The sequence below is a fragment of the Ruminococcus sp. AM26-12LB genome (genome assembly GCF_003480785.1).
Classification (GTDB): domain Bacteria; phylum Bacillota; class Clostridia; order Lachnospirales; family Lachnospiraceae; genus Blautia_A; species Blautia_A fusiformis.
In genome coordinates this window covers 1-18,076 of the sequence record NZ_QUJX01000003.1, presented here as the reverse complement: position 1 = coordinate 18,076, position 18,076 = coordinate 1, and the positions used below count along the sequence as shown (strand labels likewise).

Annotated in this window: 17 protein-coding genes and 6 tRNA genes; 8 read left to right on the top strand and 15 right to left on the bottom strand. The window is 43.7% G+C overall.

Going from position 1 to position 18,076, the window contains the following annotated elements:
- Positions 1-33: 33 nt before the first annotated feature.
- Positions 34-972: an alpha/beta fold hydrolase gene (locus tag DW694_RS02365; protein ID WP_118752535.1), complete on the bottom strand. Its 939-nt coding sequence runs from the start codon at positions 970-972 to the stop codon at positions 34-36.
- Positions 973-1,212: 240 nt separating this feature from the next.
- Between DW694_RS02365 and DW694_RS02360 the strand changes: the two genes are divergently transcribed.
- The gene (locus tag DW694_RS02360; protein ID WP_244095926.1) at positions 1,213-2,376 is read left to right on the top strand and encodes a DUF5067 domain-containing protein; all 1,164 of its coding nucleotides are present in this window, start codon (positions 1,213-1,215) and stop codon (positions 2,374-2,376) included.
- Between the two features lie 211 nt (positions 2,377-2,587).
- Positions 2,588-2,803 (top strand): DUF378 domain-containing protein, encoded by a 216-nt coding sequence (locus DW694_RS02355; RefSeq protein WP_015524323.1) that lies wholly within the window; start codon positions 2,588-2,590, stop codon positions 2,801-2,803.
- A gap of 105 nt (positions 2,804-2,908) precedes the next feature.
- On the opposite strand, the gene DW694_RS02350 is transcribed toward DW694_RS02355, so the two are convergent.
- The 5 genes from DW694_RS02350 to epsC all read right to left on the bottom strand — a co-directional run bounded on the left by DW694_RS02350 (position 2,909) and on the right by epsC (position 4,282).
- Positions 2,909-2,981: transfer RNA gene (locus DW694_RS02350), tRNA-Gly, on the bottom strand.
- A 3-nt stretch (positions 2,982-2,984) separates the two neighbouring features.
- Positions 2,985-3,055, bottom strand: a tRNA-Gly gene (locus DW694_RS02345).
- Positions 3,056-3,090: 35 nt separating this feature from the next.
- Positions 3,091-3,163 (bottom strand) — tRNA-Gly (locus DW694_RS02340).
- Positions 3,164-3,166: 3 nt separating this feature from the next.
- Positions 3,167-3,237: transfer RNA gene (locus DW694_RS02335), tRNA-Gly, on the bottom strand.
- Between the two features lie 124 nt (positions 3,238-3,361).
- Positions 3,362-4,282 carry a serine O-acetyltransferase EpsC gene (epsC, locus tag DW694_RS02330; protein WP_022426729.1) on the bottom strand — a complete coding sequence of 307 codons (921 nt, stop codon included), beginning with the start codon at positions 4,280-4,282 and terminating at the stop codon, positions 3,362-3,364.
- A gap of 156 nt (positions 4,283-4,438) precedes the next feature.
- Here epsC and DW694_RS02325 point away from each other — a divergent pair.
- Together DW694_RS02325 and DW694_RS02320 are read left to right on the top strand one after the other, a co-directional pair.
- A tRNA-Ser gene (locus tag DW694_RS02325) sits at positions 4,439-4,526 on the top strand.
- Positions 4,527-4,653: 127 nt separating this feature from the next.
- Positions 4,654-4,724: transfer RNA gene (locus DW694_RS02320), tRNA-Trp, on the top strand.
- A 172-nt stretch (positions 4,725-4,896) separates the two neighbouring features.
- On the opposite strand, the gene DW694_RS02315 is transcribed toward DW694_RS02320, so the two are convergent.
- The 7 genes from DW694_RS02315 to DW694_RS02285 form a co-directional block, all read right to left on the bottom strand.
- Entirely contained in the window at positions 4,897-5,325 is a 429-nt protein-coding gene (locus DW694_RS02315; RefSeq protein ID WP_118752495.1) for a cytidine deaminase, read from the bottom strand.
- Between the two features lie 36 nt (positions 5,326-5,361).
- Positions 5,362-6,153 (bottom strand): uridine phosphorylase, encoded by a 792-nt coding sequence (gene udp, locus DW694_RS02310; RefSeq protein ID WP_015524320.1) that lies wholly within the window; start codon positions 6,151-6,153, stop codon positions 5,362-5,364.
- Between the two features lie 176 nt (positions 6,154-6,329).
- Entirely contained in the window at positions 6,330-6,929 is a 600-nt protein-coding gene (locus DW694_RS02305; protein ID WP_114001704.1) for an NUDIX hydrolase, read from the bottom strand.
- Positions 6,930-7,067: 138 nt separating this feature from the next.
- Entirely contained in the window at positions 7,068-8,039 is a 972-nt protein-coding gene (locus DW694_RS02300) for a D-2-hydroxyacid dehydrogenase (RefSeq protein ID WP_118752494.1), read from the bottom strand.
- A 71-nt stretch (positions 8,040-8,110) separates the two neighbouring features.
- Complete coding sequence (locus DW694_RS02295; RefSeq protein WP_118752493.1) at positions 8,111-9,256, bottom strand: ABC transporter permease; 1,146 nt, start codon at positions 9,254-9,256, stop codon at positions 8,111-8,113.
- The gene (locus DW694_RS02290) at positions 9,243-10,367 is read right to left on the bottom strand and encodes an ABC transporter permease (protein ID WP_118752492.1); all 1,125 of its coding nucleotides are present in this window, start codon (positions 10,365-10,367) and stop codon (positions 9,243-9,245) included. The genes DW694_RS02295 and DW694_RS02290 overlap by 14 nt, the downstream gene beginning before the upstream one ends.
- A gap of 12 nt (positions 10,368-10,379) precedes the next feature.
- Complete coding sequence (locus DW694_RS02285; protein ID WP_330591194.1) at positions 10,380-11,321, bottom strand: ABC transporter ATP-binding protein; 942 nt, start codon at positions 11,319-11,321, stop codon at positions 10,380-10,382.
- Between the two features lie 330 nt (positions 11,322-11,651).
- Here DW694_RS02285 and DW694_RS02280 point away from each other — a divergent pair, with 330 nt between their 5' ends.
- From DW694_RS02280 to DW694_RS02270, 3 genes are all read left to right on the top strand, one after another.
- On the top strand, positions 11,652-12,833 hold the full coding sequence (locus DW694_RS02280; RefSeq protein ID WP_118752491.1) for a sensor histidine kinase: 1,182 nt from the start codon (positions 11,652-11,654) through the stop codon (positions 12,831-12,833).
- Between the two features lie 133 nt (positions 12,834-12,966).
- Entirely contained in the window at positions 12,967-13,587 is a 621-nt protein-coding gene (locus DW694_RS02275) for a response regulator transcription factor (RefSeq protein WP_118752490.1), read from the top strand.
- A 65-nt stretch (positions 13,588-13,652) separates the two neighbouring features.
- Positions 13,653-14,795 (top strand): RluA family pseudouridine synthase, encoded by a 1,143-nt coding sequence (locus tag DW694_RS02270; RefSeq protein ID WP_118752489.1) that lies wholly within the window; start codon positions 13,653-13,655, stop codon positions 14,793-14,795.
- Here the strand turns inward: DW694_RS02270 and DW694_RS02265 are convergent.
- On the bottom strand, positions 14,777-16,183 hold the full coding sequence (locus DW694_RS02265) for an MATE family efflux transporter (RefSeq protein ID WP_118752488.1): 1,407 nt from the start codon (positions 16,181-16,183) through the stop codon (positions 14,777-14,779). The two genes, DW694_RS02270 and DW694_RS02265, sit on opposite strands and share 19 nt — an antisense overlap.
- A 308-nt stretch (positions 16,184-16,491) precedes the next feature.
- On the opposite strand from DW694_RS02265, the gene DW694_RS17095 reads away from it, so the two are divergent.
- Positions 16,492-16,794, top strand: a complete 303-nt coding sequence (locus DW694_RS17095) for an AraC family transcriptional regulator (RefSeq protein WP_242981921.1) — start codon at positions 16,492-16,494, stop codon at positions 16,792-16,794.
- 239 nt (positions 16,795-17,033) lie between these two features.
- Here the strand turns inward: DW694_RS17095 and DW694_RS02255 are convergent, their stop codons facing one another.
- Entirely contained in the window at positions 17,034-17,645 is a 612-nt protein-coding gene (locus DW694_RS02255) for an ECF transporter S component (protein WP_118752486.1), read from the bottom strand.
- Positions 17,646-18,076 lie beyond the last annotated feature (431 nt).

The window sequence follows — 18,076 nt, the reverse complement described above, 5'->3', positions numbered from 1 at the left end:
AGATTTTTATTATATCACTCTGTCACAGAGCGTTCAAAGTCCTTTTTTGCAGATATATGTAAATATATCATGATAAACCTTTTCCCTGTCTTTCTCATTCAGGATCTCGTGGCGCATTCCCGGATATAATTTTCCCCGGACATCCCGGTATCCTGCACAACGCATGGCACGGACAGACTTCGCAAACTGTCTCACATTTCCCATGCAGGGATCCTCCGCCCCACTGATAAACAGCACCGGCATTTCCGGCTTTGTACACTTCCAGTGCTTCACATCATAGGCTCTTTTCATCAGGTCAAAAAGTGCCAGATATGCATCATCCGTAAAGGTAAATCCACAGTATTCTGAATCCGAATAATCCTGCACAACCTGCGGATCAGAGCAGATCCAGGAAAAACGGTTTTTTTCTTTTTTAAAGCGCATTGCATAGCTTCCAAAAGACATCATCTCGATCAGACCCGCACTGTGTTTAGGCCCGAAAACAGTCTTTCCCGCCTTTGCCAGAGCTACTCCGACCGGACGAAATACATTATAGCTGGGTGAGCCGCAGACGATCAGCATATCCATACAGCTGTCATGATGCGCTGCATAGGCACGAACTGCCAGAGAGCCCATGCTGTGTCCGAAAAGGATCAGCGGAATACCTGGGAAATGATCCTTGATCAAGCAGTTCACCGTATGGATATCCTGCAGCATGGCATCCGCCCCCCCACCGTACATATACCCAAGATCCTCTTTACTGCGTACGCTTTTCCCATGGCCACGGTGATCATGGATCACACTTATATATTTTCGCTCTGCCATATATTCCATAAAAGGAATGTAGCGTTCCTTGTACTCACTCATTCCGTGAACGATCTGTATGATCCCACGGTATTTCTCATTACGTTCCAACTCCGGCACTACTGCCAGGCAGGAAATTTCCAATCCGTCTGCTTTTGAAGGAAATGAATACTGAATTGTCCGTAACATATATTTCACCTCACCTTTTCTGCTGCATAAAGCGGGCATTCGCATTCCGCTTTGTCACCTGTACTCAACCACTTTTTCTGTGTCTTCCAGTATATCATAACACAGGGGGTTTCTCAAACAGTAAACCTATGATATAATCGTTACGGTAACACAGGGTGATGCTGTTTGCCCGCAAATGCAAACAGATATCCTCTGACTTACCCACCCGAAAACCAGAATGACTTATTGTAAGGAGGAATAATGAATACAGAAGACAATAATGATTTTTATGACGATGAGCTCTCCAGATCATTGATCTCCAATGATTTTGAAGGCGACACTCCCCACAGAAAGAAAAAAAGCAAAAAGCCTCTCGTGATCTGTCTGATCATCCTTCTGATCGCTGCCGCAGCCGGCGGAACCGCCTGGTATATGATGCAGCGCCATAAACCGGTAGAAGCCACAGAAAAATTTCTCACAGGAATGCAGAACATGGATTTTACCACAATGGAGAACCTTCTCCAGAGTCATGATCTCAGCGCTCTGGATGATGCAGATATCCGTGATTCTGCTTACACAGATTTCTTCACTACCGTCAACAAAAAAATGACCTACAAGATCACCAAAAACAAATTTGACATCCAGAACGGAACTGCCAGGATAACGGTTCACATGAAATATATTGACGGAACCAATATCTATGCAGCAACTATTCAGGAATACACCCGTAAGGTTGCTGTCGCAGCCTATGCCGGAAAGGAAATGACACAGGATGATATCCAGGAAATGCTCGCTGCACTTCTTGCCGAAAATGCTTCCACAGCTGATGAGAAATACAGTGAGATCGATATTACCTATCCTCTGATCAAAATCGGCAGCGACTGGAAGATCGTTTCTCTGGATGACACCACAGTCAAGGTTATGTGTGCAAACTTCAAAAGCGTAAAAGACGAAATATCATCCCAGCTTACGGATGACAGCACAGATAGCAGTTCTGCCGCTGCAGAGGATTCTTCCACCCCAGGCAGCACGGCCTCTGCTGAGGGCACAAGTGCATCCATTGATATTACAACTGACAAATTCTCCGTCCGTTTCAAACAGTTTGCGATTTCCAAGGACTACGGCGGAAATCCCTGTCTGATGATCTACTACGACTATACAAACTCCGGCGATTCCCAGTCCAGTGCATTTGTAGACTTCACCCTGCAGGCTTCCCAGAACGGAGAAGTTCTGGAAGGAACTTATCCGGAAGCCAGCGATGATGCTGTAGATAACTACATGAGCACCATTGATCCCGGAAAAACCGTCACTGTATGCCAGGTATTTCTTCTGAAGGATACTACCAGTGATGTAACGCTTCAGGGCAAAGAAACTCTGAATGTAAGCGGCGGACAGACAACCTCTCAGATTCTGAAGCTGAAGTAAGATATCGGAATCGCCTGGCGGATATTTACGATCCAAATTCGATAAACCGGAAATTTACATTTTATCTTGCATATGAAAGGAAAACGGAAATTTCTCCTTCATGATTTTTTCATGGCTGGCAGAAATTTCCGTTTTTCTTTTTCTCATTCCTGTGTATATTTTTTCGATTCCATGAAAAACTATTTCATGTATAACGAAAGGATGGTGACTTATGTCAAATAAATGTCTGCAGTACTTCACCCTGACCATTGCTGTGGTCGGTGCCATAAACTGGGGTCTGATCGGCTTCTTTAATTTTAATCTGGTAGCATTCCTGTTCGGAAGCATGAGCTGGCTCTCCCGGATCATCTACGGACTTGTAGGCTTATGCGGGCTTTATCTTCTGACCTTCTATACTCTGATCGATCAGGGTGAAACAACTGAATAAGCTACGCAGTAACACATAACGCGAAAAATCCTCTGCTGCATAAAAATAAAGCAGAGGATTTTTTCGCAACAAAAAAGAACTCTGATCATCCTCAGAGTTCCGAAGAGCGATAGACGGGGCTCGAACCCGCGGTCTCGACCTTGGCAAGGTCGCGCGTTACCAACTACGCCACTATCGCACAAGCGGGTGATGGGAATCGAACCCACGTATCCAGCTTGGAAGGCTGGTGTTCTACCATTGAACTACACCCGCAGTTATGAAATTGTAAATCTTCATCCTTCGATGAGAGCGATAGACGGGGCTCGAACCCGCGGTCTCGACCTTGGCAAGGTCGCGCGTTACCAACTACGCCACTATCGCATAAGCGGGTGATGGGAATCGAACCCACGTATCCAGCTTGGAAGGCTGGTGTTCTACCATTGAACTACACCCGCGCATCGTCGCTTCGGTGATTACCGATCACTTGACCGCTGCAACGATGATTAGTATATAGCATGCTGTTTTATTTGTCAACAGGTTTTTTGAAATTTTTTATTTTTTTATTTATTGGATTTTTTATCAATACTCCCATACATTTGTGGCAGAAACCTGGGCCTTCGGTTTCTTGATCACAAGCTCTGGACTTTTTGCACTGACCTTGGTATTTGCAGGAATGGATTCTGTGATAAAGGTATTACCACCTATAATCGTATTCTCTCCTACAACCGTCTCACCACCGAGCACTGTGGAATTAGAATAGATCGTTACATTATCACGGATCGTCGGATGACGTTTTACATTGGCAAGCTGCTGTCCCTTTCTTGTGGAAAGCGCTCCCAGTGTCACTCCCTGATACAGTTTTACATTATTTCCGATCTCTGTAGTCTCACCTACAACCACACCGGTACCATGATCGATAAAGAAATACTCTCCGATGGTCGCTCCCGGGTTGATATCGATTCCTGTACGGCCATGAGCATATTCCGACATCACGCGCGGGATAAATGGGATCTCTTCTTTATAAAGAACATGTGCCAGACGATACACGTAGATAGCAAATAATCCCGGATATGAAAAAATGATTTCTTCCTTGCTCTTGGCTGCGGGGTCACCATCAAAACCAGCCTGTACATCTGTCAGAAGCAGTCTCTGGATCTCAGGAAGCTGCTCAAAAAATCCACATGCAGTTCTGTCTGCATGAGCTGCTGCTTCTTCCGGTTCCTCTCCGTGATAAAGAAGTGCGATCTCGATCTGATTCTTCAATCTGTCATAAAGATCATTCAGTCTGTGTCCCACATAATACTCCGGAAATACGGTAGCACTGGTATCCGTACTGAAATATCCCGGAAATACAATAGATTTCAGATCTCTTACTATATCAATGATCACCGAACGGTTCGGCAAACGTCTACCGCTCTTCGGCATAAAAAGTTCTTCTGAAGCATAATTCTCAGTAAGACCCTTCGCCGCTCTGAGAATCGCTGATTTCTTATCGCTCATAATTCCCTCCATTTCTGCACATCCACTTCTGTCTGTACACTTTATCTCATTATCATATTATAGTCTGGAAGATTCGTCAATAATACAAAAAAGAAAAGTTTTAAAAAAGATTGACCTTTCTCCGGATACCTTATATAATAATAAAGGTTTGCATCCGGAGATGTACCCAAGTGGCTGAAGGGTCCGCACTCGAAATGCGGTAGGTCGGGCAACCGGCGCGAGGGTTCAAATCCCTCCATCTCCGCTTTTCTGCCGATTTATGACAGGAAGAATTTTATTTATATTTTATTATACAAAAAGCACTCTCATCTCTTGACAATTGTATATTTTATATGTATAATTGCAACAGTGATGAAAACACAATTTAATATAGGGGATTGGTCAAATGGTATGATAGGGGTCTCCAAAACCTTTGGTGGGAGTTCGATTCTCTCATCCCCTGCTATTAGAATCGCTGAAAAACCTTAATTAAGGATTTTCAGCGTTTTTTATTGTATGGCAGAAAAAGTGATCGCCCGGCCTGTCATATCAACATCCGGGCGATCACTTTTCAATATTTTACTTCTCACTGCATTCATATCGTGAAAATCTCTGCACGTATCCACATGCGCTTATCACTTCAGTTTCTTCAGATTATCCGGTCCAAATCCAAATGGCAACAGTTCCTTTAACGTAAAGATATCATATTTTTCTCTGCTGACTGCCAGTATGATCTGAAAGGTTTCCGGATCACAGAACTCCATCATAACCTGTCTGCATACTCCACAGGGTGCTGCATACTCTGTAGGAACACCATCCTTGCCGCCAACGATACAGATTGCCTGAAAGTCTCTCATGCCTTCACTGACCGCTTTGAAAAAAGCAGTTCTTTCCGCACAGTTTGTTGGAGTATATGCAGCATTTTCTATGTTACACCCGGTATAATAGGTACCGTTTTTTGCAAGAAGTACCGCCCCTACATGAAAATGTGAGTATGGCGCATAGGAATAGTCCATCTGTCTGATCGCCAGATCGATCATTTCTTTGATCTGCTTCTTTTCCATGATTTTCCCACCTTTCCTGAATCAGGCATGTATACGTTATTCTTCTTTTTTCTGTGCCTGATCTGCACGGATCAGTTCACGGATCGCCTGTACTGCAACCTGGATTGCCTTATCGGTATCATGTACCACAGGATTATCCAGACCCAGCTTCTCTCTTTCCTGATTTGCAAGCACCAGGAAGCAGGAGCCCACACGTACTTTTAAATGGCTTGCCACTATAAAAAGAGCAGCGGATTCCATCTCCGACGCAAGACAGCCGAGACGTTTCCACGCTTCCCATTTATTCATCAGTTCATAGCTGACCGGCTTGGTTTCCGGCTCATGCTGGCCATAAAAGGAATCCTTACATTGTACCACACCTGTGTGGAATTCACATTCTTCTTTCTTTGCTCCTTCCACAAGTGCATTGATCACTTCCAGATTTGCCACTGCCGGGAATTCAATAGGTGCATACTCTTTGCTGGTGCCCTCCATACGGATCGCGCCCGTTGCAACAACAATATCACCACTTTTTACCTCTGGCTGCATTCCACCGCAGGTTCCGATGCGTACAAATGTATCAGCCCCGCACCGATACAGCTCTTCCATTGCGATAGAAGCGGACGGTCCGCCGATTCCGGTAGATGTCACACTTACCTTCACTCCGTCCAGTGTTCCGGTGTATGTTACGTATTCCCGGTTATCTGCTACCAAAACCGGATCATCAAAATACTGTGCGATCTTTTTGCAGCGTTTCGGATCTCCCGGTAAAATAACGTAACGTCCCACTTCTCCTTTTGCTACCTGAATGTGATACTGTCTGTCCGCATCCTCTGAATAATTTTTCATGTTTGTTTCCCCCTTTCTCAGCTAACAGTTTCCCTATTCCTTATGAATAAAAAAAAGACTGCATTTTCATACAATCCAGTCCTTTATTCTTTTATTTTAGCCTTGCTTCCCGTCGATTCCTGCAAAACTGTATTGTCTTACATTACAGTCAGATTTTCGTATTTGCTCAGTCAATGTCAAACCTCTTTTGTCTTTATCCCATTATAACATAGATTCATTTTCTTCAAAAGCTTAATATAAACATGTTCCACAAACCACGGTTCTGTTGATCTCATCAATGCTTCTTCCGGTGAAAACCAGGCTACACCGCTGTTTTCATCTGCTTTTATGGAAACAGCCTCTTCTGAATCTGCCTCAAGGAGATATGTTAGGTTAAAGTGCAGATGGCTGGATACATATTTTCCTTTTTTCATATGGCCGTCTACAGTCAGGGATTCCAGGGAAAAAATCTCTTCTGACACCGGACGAACATTGGAAATCCCTGCCTCTTCTTTTACTTCTCTGACAGCAACGAACAGTAAATCCGTCTCTCCATCTGCATGTCCTCCAAGCCAGGACCAGGAATTGTATATGTTGTGATATACCATAAGGACTTTCGTCCGTTCTCTGTTTACTACCCAGGCAGAAGCTGTCATATGGGCTACTGCATTTTCCCTGGAAAAAGCATTCTCATTATTCCTGATCCAGTCCAGGATCAGGATTTTATCTTTTTCCTCCTGCTCATTATATGGCTTGTATTTTTCTATCTGATCGATCAGTTTCTGGCGTGTTATCATTATGCACTCTGTCTCTTTCTTAAATATCCATAAATGTATTTTTAGTCAAGCGGATAAAAGAATCCGCTTCGCTACTTGCTCATAACCGGATAACTGCTTCACAGTTTATCAGAAGGAGCTTGTAACTATCTTTTTTATTTAATACCCATCCTTTAACCGGACAATATTTTTTAATTTTTTTCCATTCAGATATCGTTCCATATTTTCCATACAGATGTTCCAGATCATATCCTGGACTTCAGCGTTTCCACCGAAACTCGGGCCTGCAATGTGTGGAGTGATAAGGACGTTTTCCATATTCCAAAGAGGTGATGTCTCCGGCAATGGTTCTGTTTCAAATACATCCAGGACCGCTCCTTTTAAGTGGCCTTCCTCCAGTACTCTGATCAGGTCTTCTGTTGGAATGAGGCTTCCTCTTCCTACATTAACCAGAATTGCATCTTTTTTCATGGAATACAGCCGTTCGTAATTCAGAAGGCCTTTTGTTTCCGGTGTTCCCGGGAGACAGCCGATCACAATATCCGCTTTCTGAAGCTGCTGATCCAGCGCTGTCAGATCATATACCTCATCAAACTCTTTCATCTGCTGCAAATGCTCCGGGACTGCAGTTCTTTTTATTCCAGTCACATGCGTTTCAAACGCTTTCATTCTATGGGCAATATTTCTTCCTATATCCCCTGTTCCCAGGATGAGAATGTTTTTTCCATATATGGTTTCTGATGATCGATTCTGTACCCAGAGGTGTTTCTGTTTGTTCTTCCAGTAGTTCGGAAGTTCACGGTACAGCGCAATGATATTCCCGATCACATATTCTGATATGATCTTTCCAAAAGCGCCGGAAGCATTGGTTAATGTAACTCCTGTCGGAAATGCTTTCATTTTTGTATATTTGTCCGCACCGGCCCAGGTCAGCTGGATCCAGCGAAGATTTTCTGCTTTCAGGATTTCTTCTTCCTCTGGCTCTCCGATCACTACTTCTGCTGCTGCGATCGCATCCTCAGTTTCTTTGCCCTGAAATGTAAATTCGCACTGATCTCCGAATTTTGTTGCAAACTGATTTTGAATTTCTGCATTACATTGTGGTTTTAGTAAAACTTGTATTTTTTTCATGTTTTTCTCCGCAAATCATCTTTATCAGCTATATCCTACCATAATTAACAGCCATCTGCTATTATTTTCTGTTATTTCTGCCTCTGATACCTGGTCACTGCCAGGATCATGCAGACAAAAACTACCGCAAACATAGCTTCCAGTCCAATGCCTTTCCACACCGATACAGCTGCCTCACCTGTTAGGTGGCTATAACTTCCAAGAGTCTCATTTACGTTTTCATACCAGTACACAGGAAGAAACTGAGACACCTTCAGGACGTTTCTGTCCATAATATTCATGGGAACAAACACACCACACAGAAAGCACATTCCAAGAGACAGGATATTTGCGATTCCGCTTAACATGTTGCTGTTTTTTACAAAAAGACCGATCAGATAGGAAAGTGAAAGTGCCACTGCCATCATTACCAGAGTGTTCAGTACATAGTATCCTAAATTTTCTGAACTGAGAAATGTTTTTCCATACATAAGGATAGCTCCAGCCATACCGATTCCCCATAAGCCCCCACCCATCACAAACATGGCCAGAAGCCCTTCCAGACTCTGTCGTCTTGCAGAGATCGCAGATGCCTGCATTCTCTTTGGTATATCGTCTTTTTTGAAAGCCATCAGAACATATCCCATCACATAGCAAAGTAATGCAAGAAACAGATATGGAATATATCGGAAATAATAGAGCCATCCGGACGTACCACTGTTTTCATCTGTATCCAGCATGGTGACTTCTCCTCTTTTTTTATCCAGGATCGCTGTTGCCGCTTCCTTCTGGGAAAAACCGGCTTTCAGATATGTCCGCATTGTATTCAGGCAGCTCTCAAGCTGCTGATCCACATAATATGCCGAATAAGATCCGGGCACCTTGGTCACAGAAATACTTTCGCCGTTTACCATACAGTTCTCATAAAAATCCTCAGGAATCACCACGATGTACTCCACATTTCTGTAAAAAAGCTCTTCCTGAAGCTTCTCTCTGTTATCCTCCAGCATGGTCACGTGATGCGTACCTTCAAGCCATTTTACCAGTCCTTCTGCAAGTGGTCCGTTGTCTTTATCCACCACTCCGATCTTTATTTTTTCGCTTTCATAGCTGGTATAAGTTTCCTTACCGGCCGCTGCCTGAAGTGCCATTGTCACTCCGAAAAAAATGCCCAGATACAGGAGGATCAGACCTGTATTTTTTTTCATGATCCTCATATAGCCTTTAAATACTGTCATAACGTTCCCTCCTGACCATGAAAAAGGATGCCATCACCAGCACCACGCACATTACCGCCAGTGTGATCAGATTTCTATAGTATCTGGTCATATCATCATATACATTGATACAGTAAAACGCATCTGAGATCAGTGATGCAGGATTGATCCGGTTCACAAACGGAACACTTTTTTCCACGATATCCTTCATATTTCCGTTCATCAGTCCGGCAAGAAAGCTGCTTACCATAGAGATTCCAAGCATGAGCCCGATTCTGACGCCTTCCTGCATTTTTCCGAAGCTGCCTATAAACATTCCCATAGATACACCGATGAGACTTCCGAAAAAAGATACCACCAGCATTTTTCCCATCTGTCCCTGAAAATCCAGATTGAGAATATACCGGAGATACAGGATCAGAATGATCACGTCCACATAGCCCAGAGCAAAAGATGTCAGCTGGTCTGTAAGGATCAGCTTCAGCTTGTGGGTCGGCGTTACACACCTTCTGGCTGCCAGAGGTGTGATATTGGCCTGAATCCCGATCGCAGAGCCAAATCCGATAAAGCATCCATACAGGCAGGCCATGGCGATCAGTGCGTAAAAGAACTGCACATTTCCGTCAATGGTCCGGCCGCCAAGAGAGACTTCCCTTACCAGGCTGTCGGAACTTAACAAGGATTTCATGGTTTCCATATCCATCTGCGGATTTTTTTTCATGATATTGGTGATGGTCGTTCTGGTGTTTTCACAGCTGTCGAGAACTGTCTGAAGGATACTTTCTTCTATTCCGGTTCCTGCTACTGTAAGGGAAGGCTCTTTTCCCACATAATAAATCCCTTCTACTTTTTTATCCTGCAGTGCTTCCAGCGCTTCCTTTTCCGACATTTCTTCTGCTTTTAAAAGATCTGGGCTGCTTTTTTCCACTTCATCCAGATAGGTCATTAAAAACGTATCCGCAGAAGCTTCCTTCACCACTGCCACCGGAACCGTCTGAAAATCTGCTTCATTGATATTTCCGAATGCAAAATAGAAAAAAGTTCCAAGCACAAGCGGAAAGACCAGCGGCCAGAATACAATGTTAAAATTCCGGATCTTGGAAAGAAAACTGTATTTCAGTAAATGCAACATCTCCCATCCCTCCTAATCTCTCAGCTGTTTTCCGGTGATCTCCAGAAAGACATCATTTAATGTAGGCAGTTCGGAAAAGACTCTTCCAAAAGAAATATCCTGGCTTTGCAGATAATTAAGAAGCCGGATCAGGTTATGCTTCGCATCGGTACAGCGCACGACCAGCACCTGTTTTTCATACTGCACATCAAACACATGCTCCAGTGTGCGGATATCCCGGAGATTTTTTTCTTCCAGGGCAATGGCTTCTACGGTGATGGTCTCTCCTGTTTTGATCATCTGCTTCAATTCTTCCTTTGTTCCCTGAGCGATGACTCTTCCGTGATCCATGATGGCGATCCTGGTACAGATCTGCTCCACTTCTTCCATGTAATGGGATGTGTAGATAATGGTGGAGCCCTGGTGGTTCAGCGTCTGGATCCCTTCCAGGATCTTGTTTCTGCTCTGTGGGTCTACAGCTACCGTCGGCTCATCCATAATGATCAGTCTTGGCTTGTGGGCGATCCCGCAGGCAATGTTCAATCTTCGTAAAAGGCCCCCGGAAAGCTTCTTCGGGTACATTTTGCGAAAATCTTCAAGACCTGTAAATTCAATGGCATCCTCCACCAGCTCTTTTCTCTGTTTCCTGTCCCGTATGTAAAGGCCGCAGAAATAATCGATATTTTCCTGCACTGTCAGCTCATCAAAAACGGCTACATTCTGAAGCACGATCCCAATCTGTTCCTTGAGCTTATAGCTGTCCGGCTTCATCTCTTCTCCGAATATCTTTATTTCACCTCTGTCATATTTCAGAAGTGACAAAAGGCAGCTGATGGCCGTTGTTTTTCCCGAGCCGTTGGGACCAAGTAATCCGAAGATCTCACCCTCCCGGATATCCAGTTCCAGATGATTCAGTGCGGTAAGATCACCGTATCGTTTTACCAGATTTTCTATGTGGACCATACTCTGTGGCATATGTTTTCCTCCTTTTTTACAGTCCGTTAAACAGGACTTTTATGTCTTTTTCGCAGAAATTCATATTTCTTCTATGATGCCATTATATCCTTTTCTTCTGTCTGCTCCAAGTGTTGAATGTCACCACCTGCGAATGACAAATGTCATGTCTTTTTCAGAAGGATAGATTTTTCTTTGCAGGGAAGGAACCGGTATATTATAATAAAGGCACATTGATTTCAGAAATTTGTGCAGCAAAAGGGGTTCTCACGGAACAGGATACGATAATTTTAGCCGGTTATCTGCCTGACTTTCGGAAAATGCTGTAGTAGAAAGGAGGGTATATTTTTTATGCGTTATTTTACAGATTCCATACTATTGCTTTTATACAGTACTTTAACATTTTTTTATGTGCCTGCAGATCAGGCTCTTGTGTTTGCCCTCCTTTTTGCGGTGATCCTTTGCTGCATTACTTATCTGTGCAGGGTATGTAAAACAGAATCCTGTTCCCACAATTCTTTGCCAGTATTGAAACCCGCCGGAAATATCATTCCGGTTCTTGCAGGAAGCTATGTGATCTTTGGATTATGTTCCCTATGGTTTTCGGATTTTCTTCTGTTTTTCCCGCTGCTGCTGTATCAGACCTTATCTGCCGGGCTTTTTCCTCTGGCAGTGGCTGCGCTTCCACTTTGGGGATTTCTGGTTTTTCAGATCAATAGATTTCCGGCAGTTCTTTGTCTGCTTGGGATTTTTGGTTTCGTTCTCTCATTTTTTCTCTGGCTTTATGCCGGAAAATATCAGGCTCTTTACCAGGATTTTCATCAGATCCGGGATGACAGTGAGGAACATACGCTTCTTCTTTCTGAAAAAAACAAGGCACTTCTGGAAAAACAGGATTACGAGATTTATGCTGCTACATTGCGCGAGCGAAACAGAATTGCCAGAGAGATCCATGATAATGTGGGACATGTACTATCCCGTTCTATCCTTATGACTGCTGCCTGCAAAACCATCAACAAAAATGATTCTCTTGATCCTCTGCTTGGAAATCTGGAAGAATCCCTGAACGGTGCTATGAACAGCATCCGTTCCAGTGTACATGATCTTCATGACGATGCGATAGATCTGGAAGATGCCATAAAAGGACTTGTAAAGGATTTCACCTTCTGCCCGGTGAATCTTACTTGTGATATGTCTAGGCAGATTCCAAGAGAGGTGAAATACAGTCTGATCAGTATTACAAAGGAAGGGCTTTCCAATGTGATGCGGCATAGTAATGCGGATTCTGTGGATATTCTTCTGCGGGAGCATCCTGCACTTTATCAATTGTGCATTGAGGATAATGGGACACCGGAAAATGGAATTCCGGATATTCAAACTGGATCAGACAGCAATAAGGCCAAAAATATTTCCGGTGGTATGGGACTGTCCAATATCCGTGACCGTGCAAAGGCGCTGGGCGGTACGGTCCAGATTACGCAGGAGAATGGTTTTCGGATCTTTGTGACGATCCCGAAATCTGTTTCTAATTGAATCAGACAGATATTTCTCACTTTGCCGGAAACCTTCCTGATTTGATCAAAGTACTTTCCCGGCATATTGGATCCGTCTGTTTTTTCTGATCTGTAAATTTACTTTTTATAACTCATAAACAGGAGATTTTGACATGAAAATTATAATCGTAGACGACGACTGCCTGGTTGCAGGAGCACTAAAAACCATTCTTGAAGCAAACCCGGATATCGAAGTGACTGCCACCGGCTCTGATGGTGAAGAAGCCTGCTCTCTGTACAGAGAGTATCTTCCGGATATTCTTCTGATGGATATCCGTATGAAAGGAATGGACGGACTGGAAGCGTCCAGAAAGATCCTGGGCGAATTTCCGGAGGCAAAAATTCTTCTTCTGACTACTTTTTCCGATGATGAATATATTGTAAAAGCCCTCCGCCTCAGCACAAAGGGTTATCTTCTGAAGCAGGATCATACCAGCATTCTTCCGGCTCTTCAGGCGGTTTACTCCGGCCAGACCGTATTCGGCACAGAGATCATATCCAAAATCCCTGAACTCCTGCAGTCTTCCGACGGATTTGATTATGCTTCCAGAAACATCAGTGAACGGGAGCTGGATATCATCCGGCTGATCGCCAACGGATACAGCAATAAGGAGATTGCCACAGAACTGTTTCTCAGTGAGGGAACGGTACGAAATTATCTCAGTTCCATTCTGGATAAACTGCAGCTGAGGGATCGGACTCAAGTTGCTGTTTTTTATTATCAGCATAAGTAAAAATCTCCTGCATCCAAATTCCTGTAAATATTTATTAATTTAATAGAATCGGAGGATTCCTCACAATGAACCGCTATCTTACTATCTATATCCCGAAAACAGCTGTTCCGGCACCTGTCTCCCGCTTTCTTCGCACGCAGGCAGGTCTTACAAAAAAGCAGATCAGCCAGGCGAAGTTTCGTCCCGGTGGTATCCGGAAAAACGGACAGCAGTGCCGGGTAACGGAAAACGCTTATCCCGGGGATCAGATCATAGTATGCCTGGAAGCGGACGATGTGGATTCTGCCCAGCTGGAATCTTCATCCTTTACCGTCTATTCGTCCAATCACAATTTCCAGTTCTCCGCAGACGCAATTTCATATTCTGATTCCGCAACTTCAGAATTTGCAGGTTCTGATGTCAATTCTCACATTTATCATTCACTGGCTGCAACGTCACAGTTTCTTCCTGAGTTGGCGATCATATACGAAGACCAGGATATCCTCGCCATAAATAAACCTGCCGGGATTGTCACTCATCCTTCCGGTTCTCACTACAGTGACAGTCTCGCCAACCAGGTGGCTTCCTATTTCCGTTCCAAAGGAGAGCCTACCAAAGTCCGGTCTATCGGACGATTGGATAAAGAAACCTCCGGTATCCTGCTCTTTGCCAGGAACCAGACTGCTGCCGCCAGATTACAGAACCAGCGTGAAGAAGGGATTTCAGAGAAAACCTATCTGGCTGCAGTTTCCGGTTTCATGCCTGTGGATGAAGATGGAGCTTTTCACAGGATCTCCGTTCCCCTTGCACCTGACCCGGATAACCGTCTGAAAATGGTCGTATCCACAGATGGCACGCTTCCCGGAAGCAAACATGCAGAAACCCTTTATTCTGTTCTGAAATCTACCGGCCCTGACGCAGCAGCTCCGGCTTCTCTTGTAATGCTCCGTCTGAAAACCGGCCGTACCCATCAGATCCGTGTACACATGGCATCTCTCGGGCATCCTCTTCTGGGTGATTCTCTGTACTGTTTATCGGACATATCGAATCCGTTTTCCCGGGCTGCACTCCACGCATGGAAGCTTAAATTTCAACTTCCATTTTCAATTGATGAATCTGCTTCCGACACCCGGGCTTCCATGCATCATGACAAAAATGCCAAAAAAGAAATCTCCCTGGAAGCACCCCTCCCGGAAGATTTCAAAAAATTCTATGAAACGATATTCTGAAGCCATACGCCTTTTTTTACAAGGATAAATCCAATGACACATTTCATCATATCCGCTGCCTGGACCATTGCGTAGATCACAAGTACAGGCAGACCTGTAAAACGGCTTAAGGTAAATGCGATCGTTACACTTACCACCCAGATAAACACACTGTCAAACAGAAATGTAACGATGGTCTTTCCACCGGAACGCAAAGTAAAATATGTTGCATGCAAGAATGCATTCTGCGGCATGAAAAATGCTGTGAGCATAATAAAATATTTCGCCAGAGTACGTGCCTCAGCATTGGTATTGTAAAGCCTTGGAAACAGTGGTGCCATTACAAACATCACAGCTGCCACGCAGGTACAGCAGAACACAGAAAATGCGATCATCTTGTTGTCCGTATCTCTGGCTTCCTTCATCTTACCTGCCCCCAGAAGCTGTCCTACAACAATGGCTACCGAATCTCCAAGTGCGATAAATACGATATTAAATACATTGTTGATGGTATTGGAAATATTTAATCCCGCAACCACGTTCAGTCCACGGACTGAATAACACTGTGTCAGCATAGCCACTCCGGCTGCCCATAAAGTCTCATTCAGAAGCAGCGGGGTTCCCTTAATAAGTATCTTCTTTGTCAGGTTCGCCGGAACCTTTAATGTTGAATACAGACCCTGTGCAAAAATATTCTTTTCTGTATGCTTATGTGTCCAGCTCAGGACAATGCAGGCTTCCACATATCTGGAGAGTACTGTGGCAACAGCCGCACCTCTTACTCCCATTTCCGGGAATCCGAATTTTCCATAGATCAGAAGATAATTAAATATCAGATTGATCAGCACTGCCACAATCCCGGCCTTCATTGGAAGTACGGTCTCACCGCATTCACGTAAGGTACTTGCATAGACCTGCACCATCATAAATGGCGGAAGTCCCAGAAGCATGATCCATAAATACTGTTTCCCATAAATAAGAGTATCCCTGATCTCCTGTGCGGTTCCGTCACCTTTTAAATACATGCTGATCAGTGAACCCCCAGCTGTCAGAAACAGTATAATGGTGATCGCTGTCAGAATCACTGCCATCCACAGTTTATAACGAAGTGTCTGGCGGACACCCTCATGATCCTTCTGTCCGAAATACTGTGCTGTAAAAATTCCCGCTCCGGACACCCCGCCGAAAATACATAGATTATATACAAAAATCAGCTGATTGACGATCGCCGCTCCAGACATCTGTTCGGTACCGATACGACCGATCATAATATTGTCCAGAAGACTGACAAAATTTGTGATCCCGTTCTGTACCATGATCGGTACTGCAATAGACAGGACCATCAGATAAAACCTCTTATCTCCTACGAACTTTCGGAAAAAAGAAGATTTCTCTTTTACCTTCTCCATAAATTCTTCCCCCTTGTTTTTCGTTTTCCTTCATCCAAAATTCTCCACAAAAAGAAGACTGCCCACCCGAAACAGTCTTCCCTTTCGTAAGCGTTGTAGCTACTACCTTACTACAAACTTCTTTTATTTTCAATAGTCTTTATAACGATAAATCTCCGCTTTTTTGTATCTTTTTACTCCACCATACGACTCTCGTCTGCAATATCCTGATCTTTGAACTTTTGTTCCAGCCGTGTCACAATTTCAGTGTCAAAGTTTTTCAAAGTGATCTAAGCCGGCTGAAAAAAGATCTGGACCGGCTGAATCTGGTGCTGAATTATATTTCTGAGAATTACAAACGGCCTATTTCTCTGGATGAGATTGCAGGTGTTGCTTATCTCCAGACTGGATATTTCTGCCGTTTTTTCAAGAAAAAGATGGGGGTTACATTTCTGGAATATCAGAATGAATACAGACTTTCTTTTATCTACAAAGATCTGATCAATACGAAAGACCCTGTGCATGTGATTCTGGAACGCCATGGATTCACCAATTATAAGCTGTTTCGACGGATGTTCCAAGAGCACTTCGGGTGCACACCTACGAAGGTGCGGGAGAATATGCGGAAATAACAGTACCTTCTCTTACACCATCCAGTCTTCCCGCAAATACGAAGGAAAATACTGCGGCGATCACTGCCATGGATACGTCAAAACAGATCTTGGTTGTTCCGAAATTTGTTTTCTATGTGCGGATAACCATATAAAAAATGATCCTATACCCGCATAAAAAAACAGCGAAATGGATTTTAACTTCCATTTCGCTGTCTTGTGTTATTTCTTGTTTTCTATTATTTTTTTAGTATATCGTTTTACGCAACCTGATTTTTGTTGTTGGTAACTGTGATCAGATGACTTTTGATCAGTACCGGACGTACTGCATTATAGATGATCGCTACCAGAATTACAGATACAACTGCATTGATAAAGGTTGCCGCCGCACTCATTTTTGCAAGTGCCTGTGCCAGTTCCTGTGGCTGTCCCAAAATGTACTGTTTGTAGAAATATCCTACGACAGGATCTGCAATTACGTTAAATGCAAGTCCTGCGACAGATGCGATCACACTCCATTTGAAAACATATTTTTTATCTGTACTCTCATTGATCTTTGCAACCTTGTGTGCCACAAGACCTACGATCAGACCGATACAGAATTTCAGTACAAAGGTTTTCGGTGCGCCTGTGATATAAACAGGGTCCATGATATCTGCAATTCCCATTCCGATAGCTCCGGCAAGTCCGCCATATACGCCACCCAGAAGCAGTGCTGCAAGTACGCAGAAAGCATTTCCAATATGAATGGATGTTGCGTCTCCGCCCGGCACCGGGATCTTGATCTGCAGAAATGTGAAGGATACATAACATAAAGCTGCTAATAACGCAGTTTCTGCAAGTTTAACTACTGTGTTGTTCTGTGTGTTCATAATAATTCCCCTCTCGTTTCGTTATTACCTTTGTTATTACTTTAATGTATGATTGTATTAATGTAGGAATGTAATAACTTGGATGTTATAGTACCGCTTGTTTGGGTATATTACAAGGGGCAATTTTTATGTTTTTTTAGGGGACAGTTTTTATGGGTAATAAAAAAGTGGCTGTTTAAGCCACTCTTTCATGATTGTATATTCAAAACTACATACATGTTCTGTTGATGATCGTTAATCTTTTTTGAATCAATTTTAACCTGCGTACCGATTCACCTTTTTTCACGGGCTCGCAGCTAAAGCTACATCGCCTGTTCTTTTGGCTACTCCAGCGGTGGTCATCTCACGACTCCGTCGTTCGATGTCATTTGCTTCGCAAATGTCCAGTCTGTACCATAAATGGTTCTCCACAAGCAAGCTTGTTCCGCCCC

Coding starts and splice junctions, on each gene's coding strand:
- DW694_RS02365 (WP_118752535.1), bottom strand. CDS start 972: ATGTTACGGACAATTCAGTATTCATTTCCTTCAAAAGCAGACGGATTG.
- DW694_RS02360 (WP_244095926.1), top strand. CDS start 1,213: ATGAATACAGAAGACAATAATGATTTTTATGACGATGAGCTCTCCAGA.
- DW694_RS02355 (WP_015524323.1), top strand. CDS start 2,588: ATGTCAAATAAATGTCTGCAGTACTTCACCCTGACCATTGCTGTGGTC.
- epsC (WP_022426729.1), bottom strand. CDS start 4,282: ATGAGCGATAAGAAATCAGCGATTCTCAGAGCGGCGAAGGGTCTTACT.
- DW694_RS02315 (WP_118752495.1), bottom strand. CDS start 5,325: ATGGAAAAGAAGCAGATCAAAGAAATGATCGATCTGGCGATCAGACAG.
- udp (WP_015524320.1), bottom strand. CDS start 6,153: ATGAAAAATTATTCAGAGGATGCGGACAGACAGTATCACATTCAGGTA.
- DW694_RS02305 (WP_114001704.1), bottom strand. CDS start 6,929: ATGATAACACGCCAGAAACTGATCGATCAGATAGAAAAATACAAGCCA.
- DW694_RS02300 (WP_118752494.1), bottom strand. CDS start 8,039: ATGAAAAAAATACAAGTTTTACTAAAACCACAATGTAATGCAGAAATT.
- DW694_RS02295 (WP_118752493.1), bottom strand. CDS start 9,256: ATGACAGTATTTAAAGGCTATATGAGGATCATGAAAAAAAATACAGGT.
- DW694_RS02290 (WP_118752492.1), bottom strand. CDS start 10,367: ATGTTGCATTTACTGAAATACAGTTTTCTTTCCAAGATCCGGAATTTT.
- DW694_RS02285 (WP_330591194.1), bottom strand. CDS start 11,321: ATGCCACAGAGTATGGTCCACATAGAAAATCTGGTAAAACGATACGGT.
- DW694_RS02280 (WP_118752491.1), top strand. CDS start 11,652: ATGCGTTATTTTACAGATTCCATACTATTGCTTTTATACAGTACTTTA.
- DW694_RS02275 (WP_118752490.1), top strand. CDS start 12,967: ATGAAAATTATAATCGTAGACGACGACTGCCTGGTTGCAGGAGCACTA.
- DW694_RS02270 (WP_118752489.1), top strand. CDS start 13,653: ATGAACCGCTATCTTACTATCTATATCCCGAAAACAGCTGTTCCGGCA.
- DW694_RS02265 (WP_118752488.1), bottom strand. CDS start 16,183: ATGGAGAAGGTAAAAGAGAAATCTTCTTTTTTCCGAAAGTTCGTAGGA.
- DW694_RS02255 (WP_118752486.1), bottom strand. CDS start 17,645: ATGAACACACAGAACAACACAGTAGTTAAACTTGCAGAAACTGCGTTA.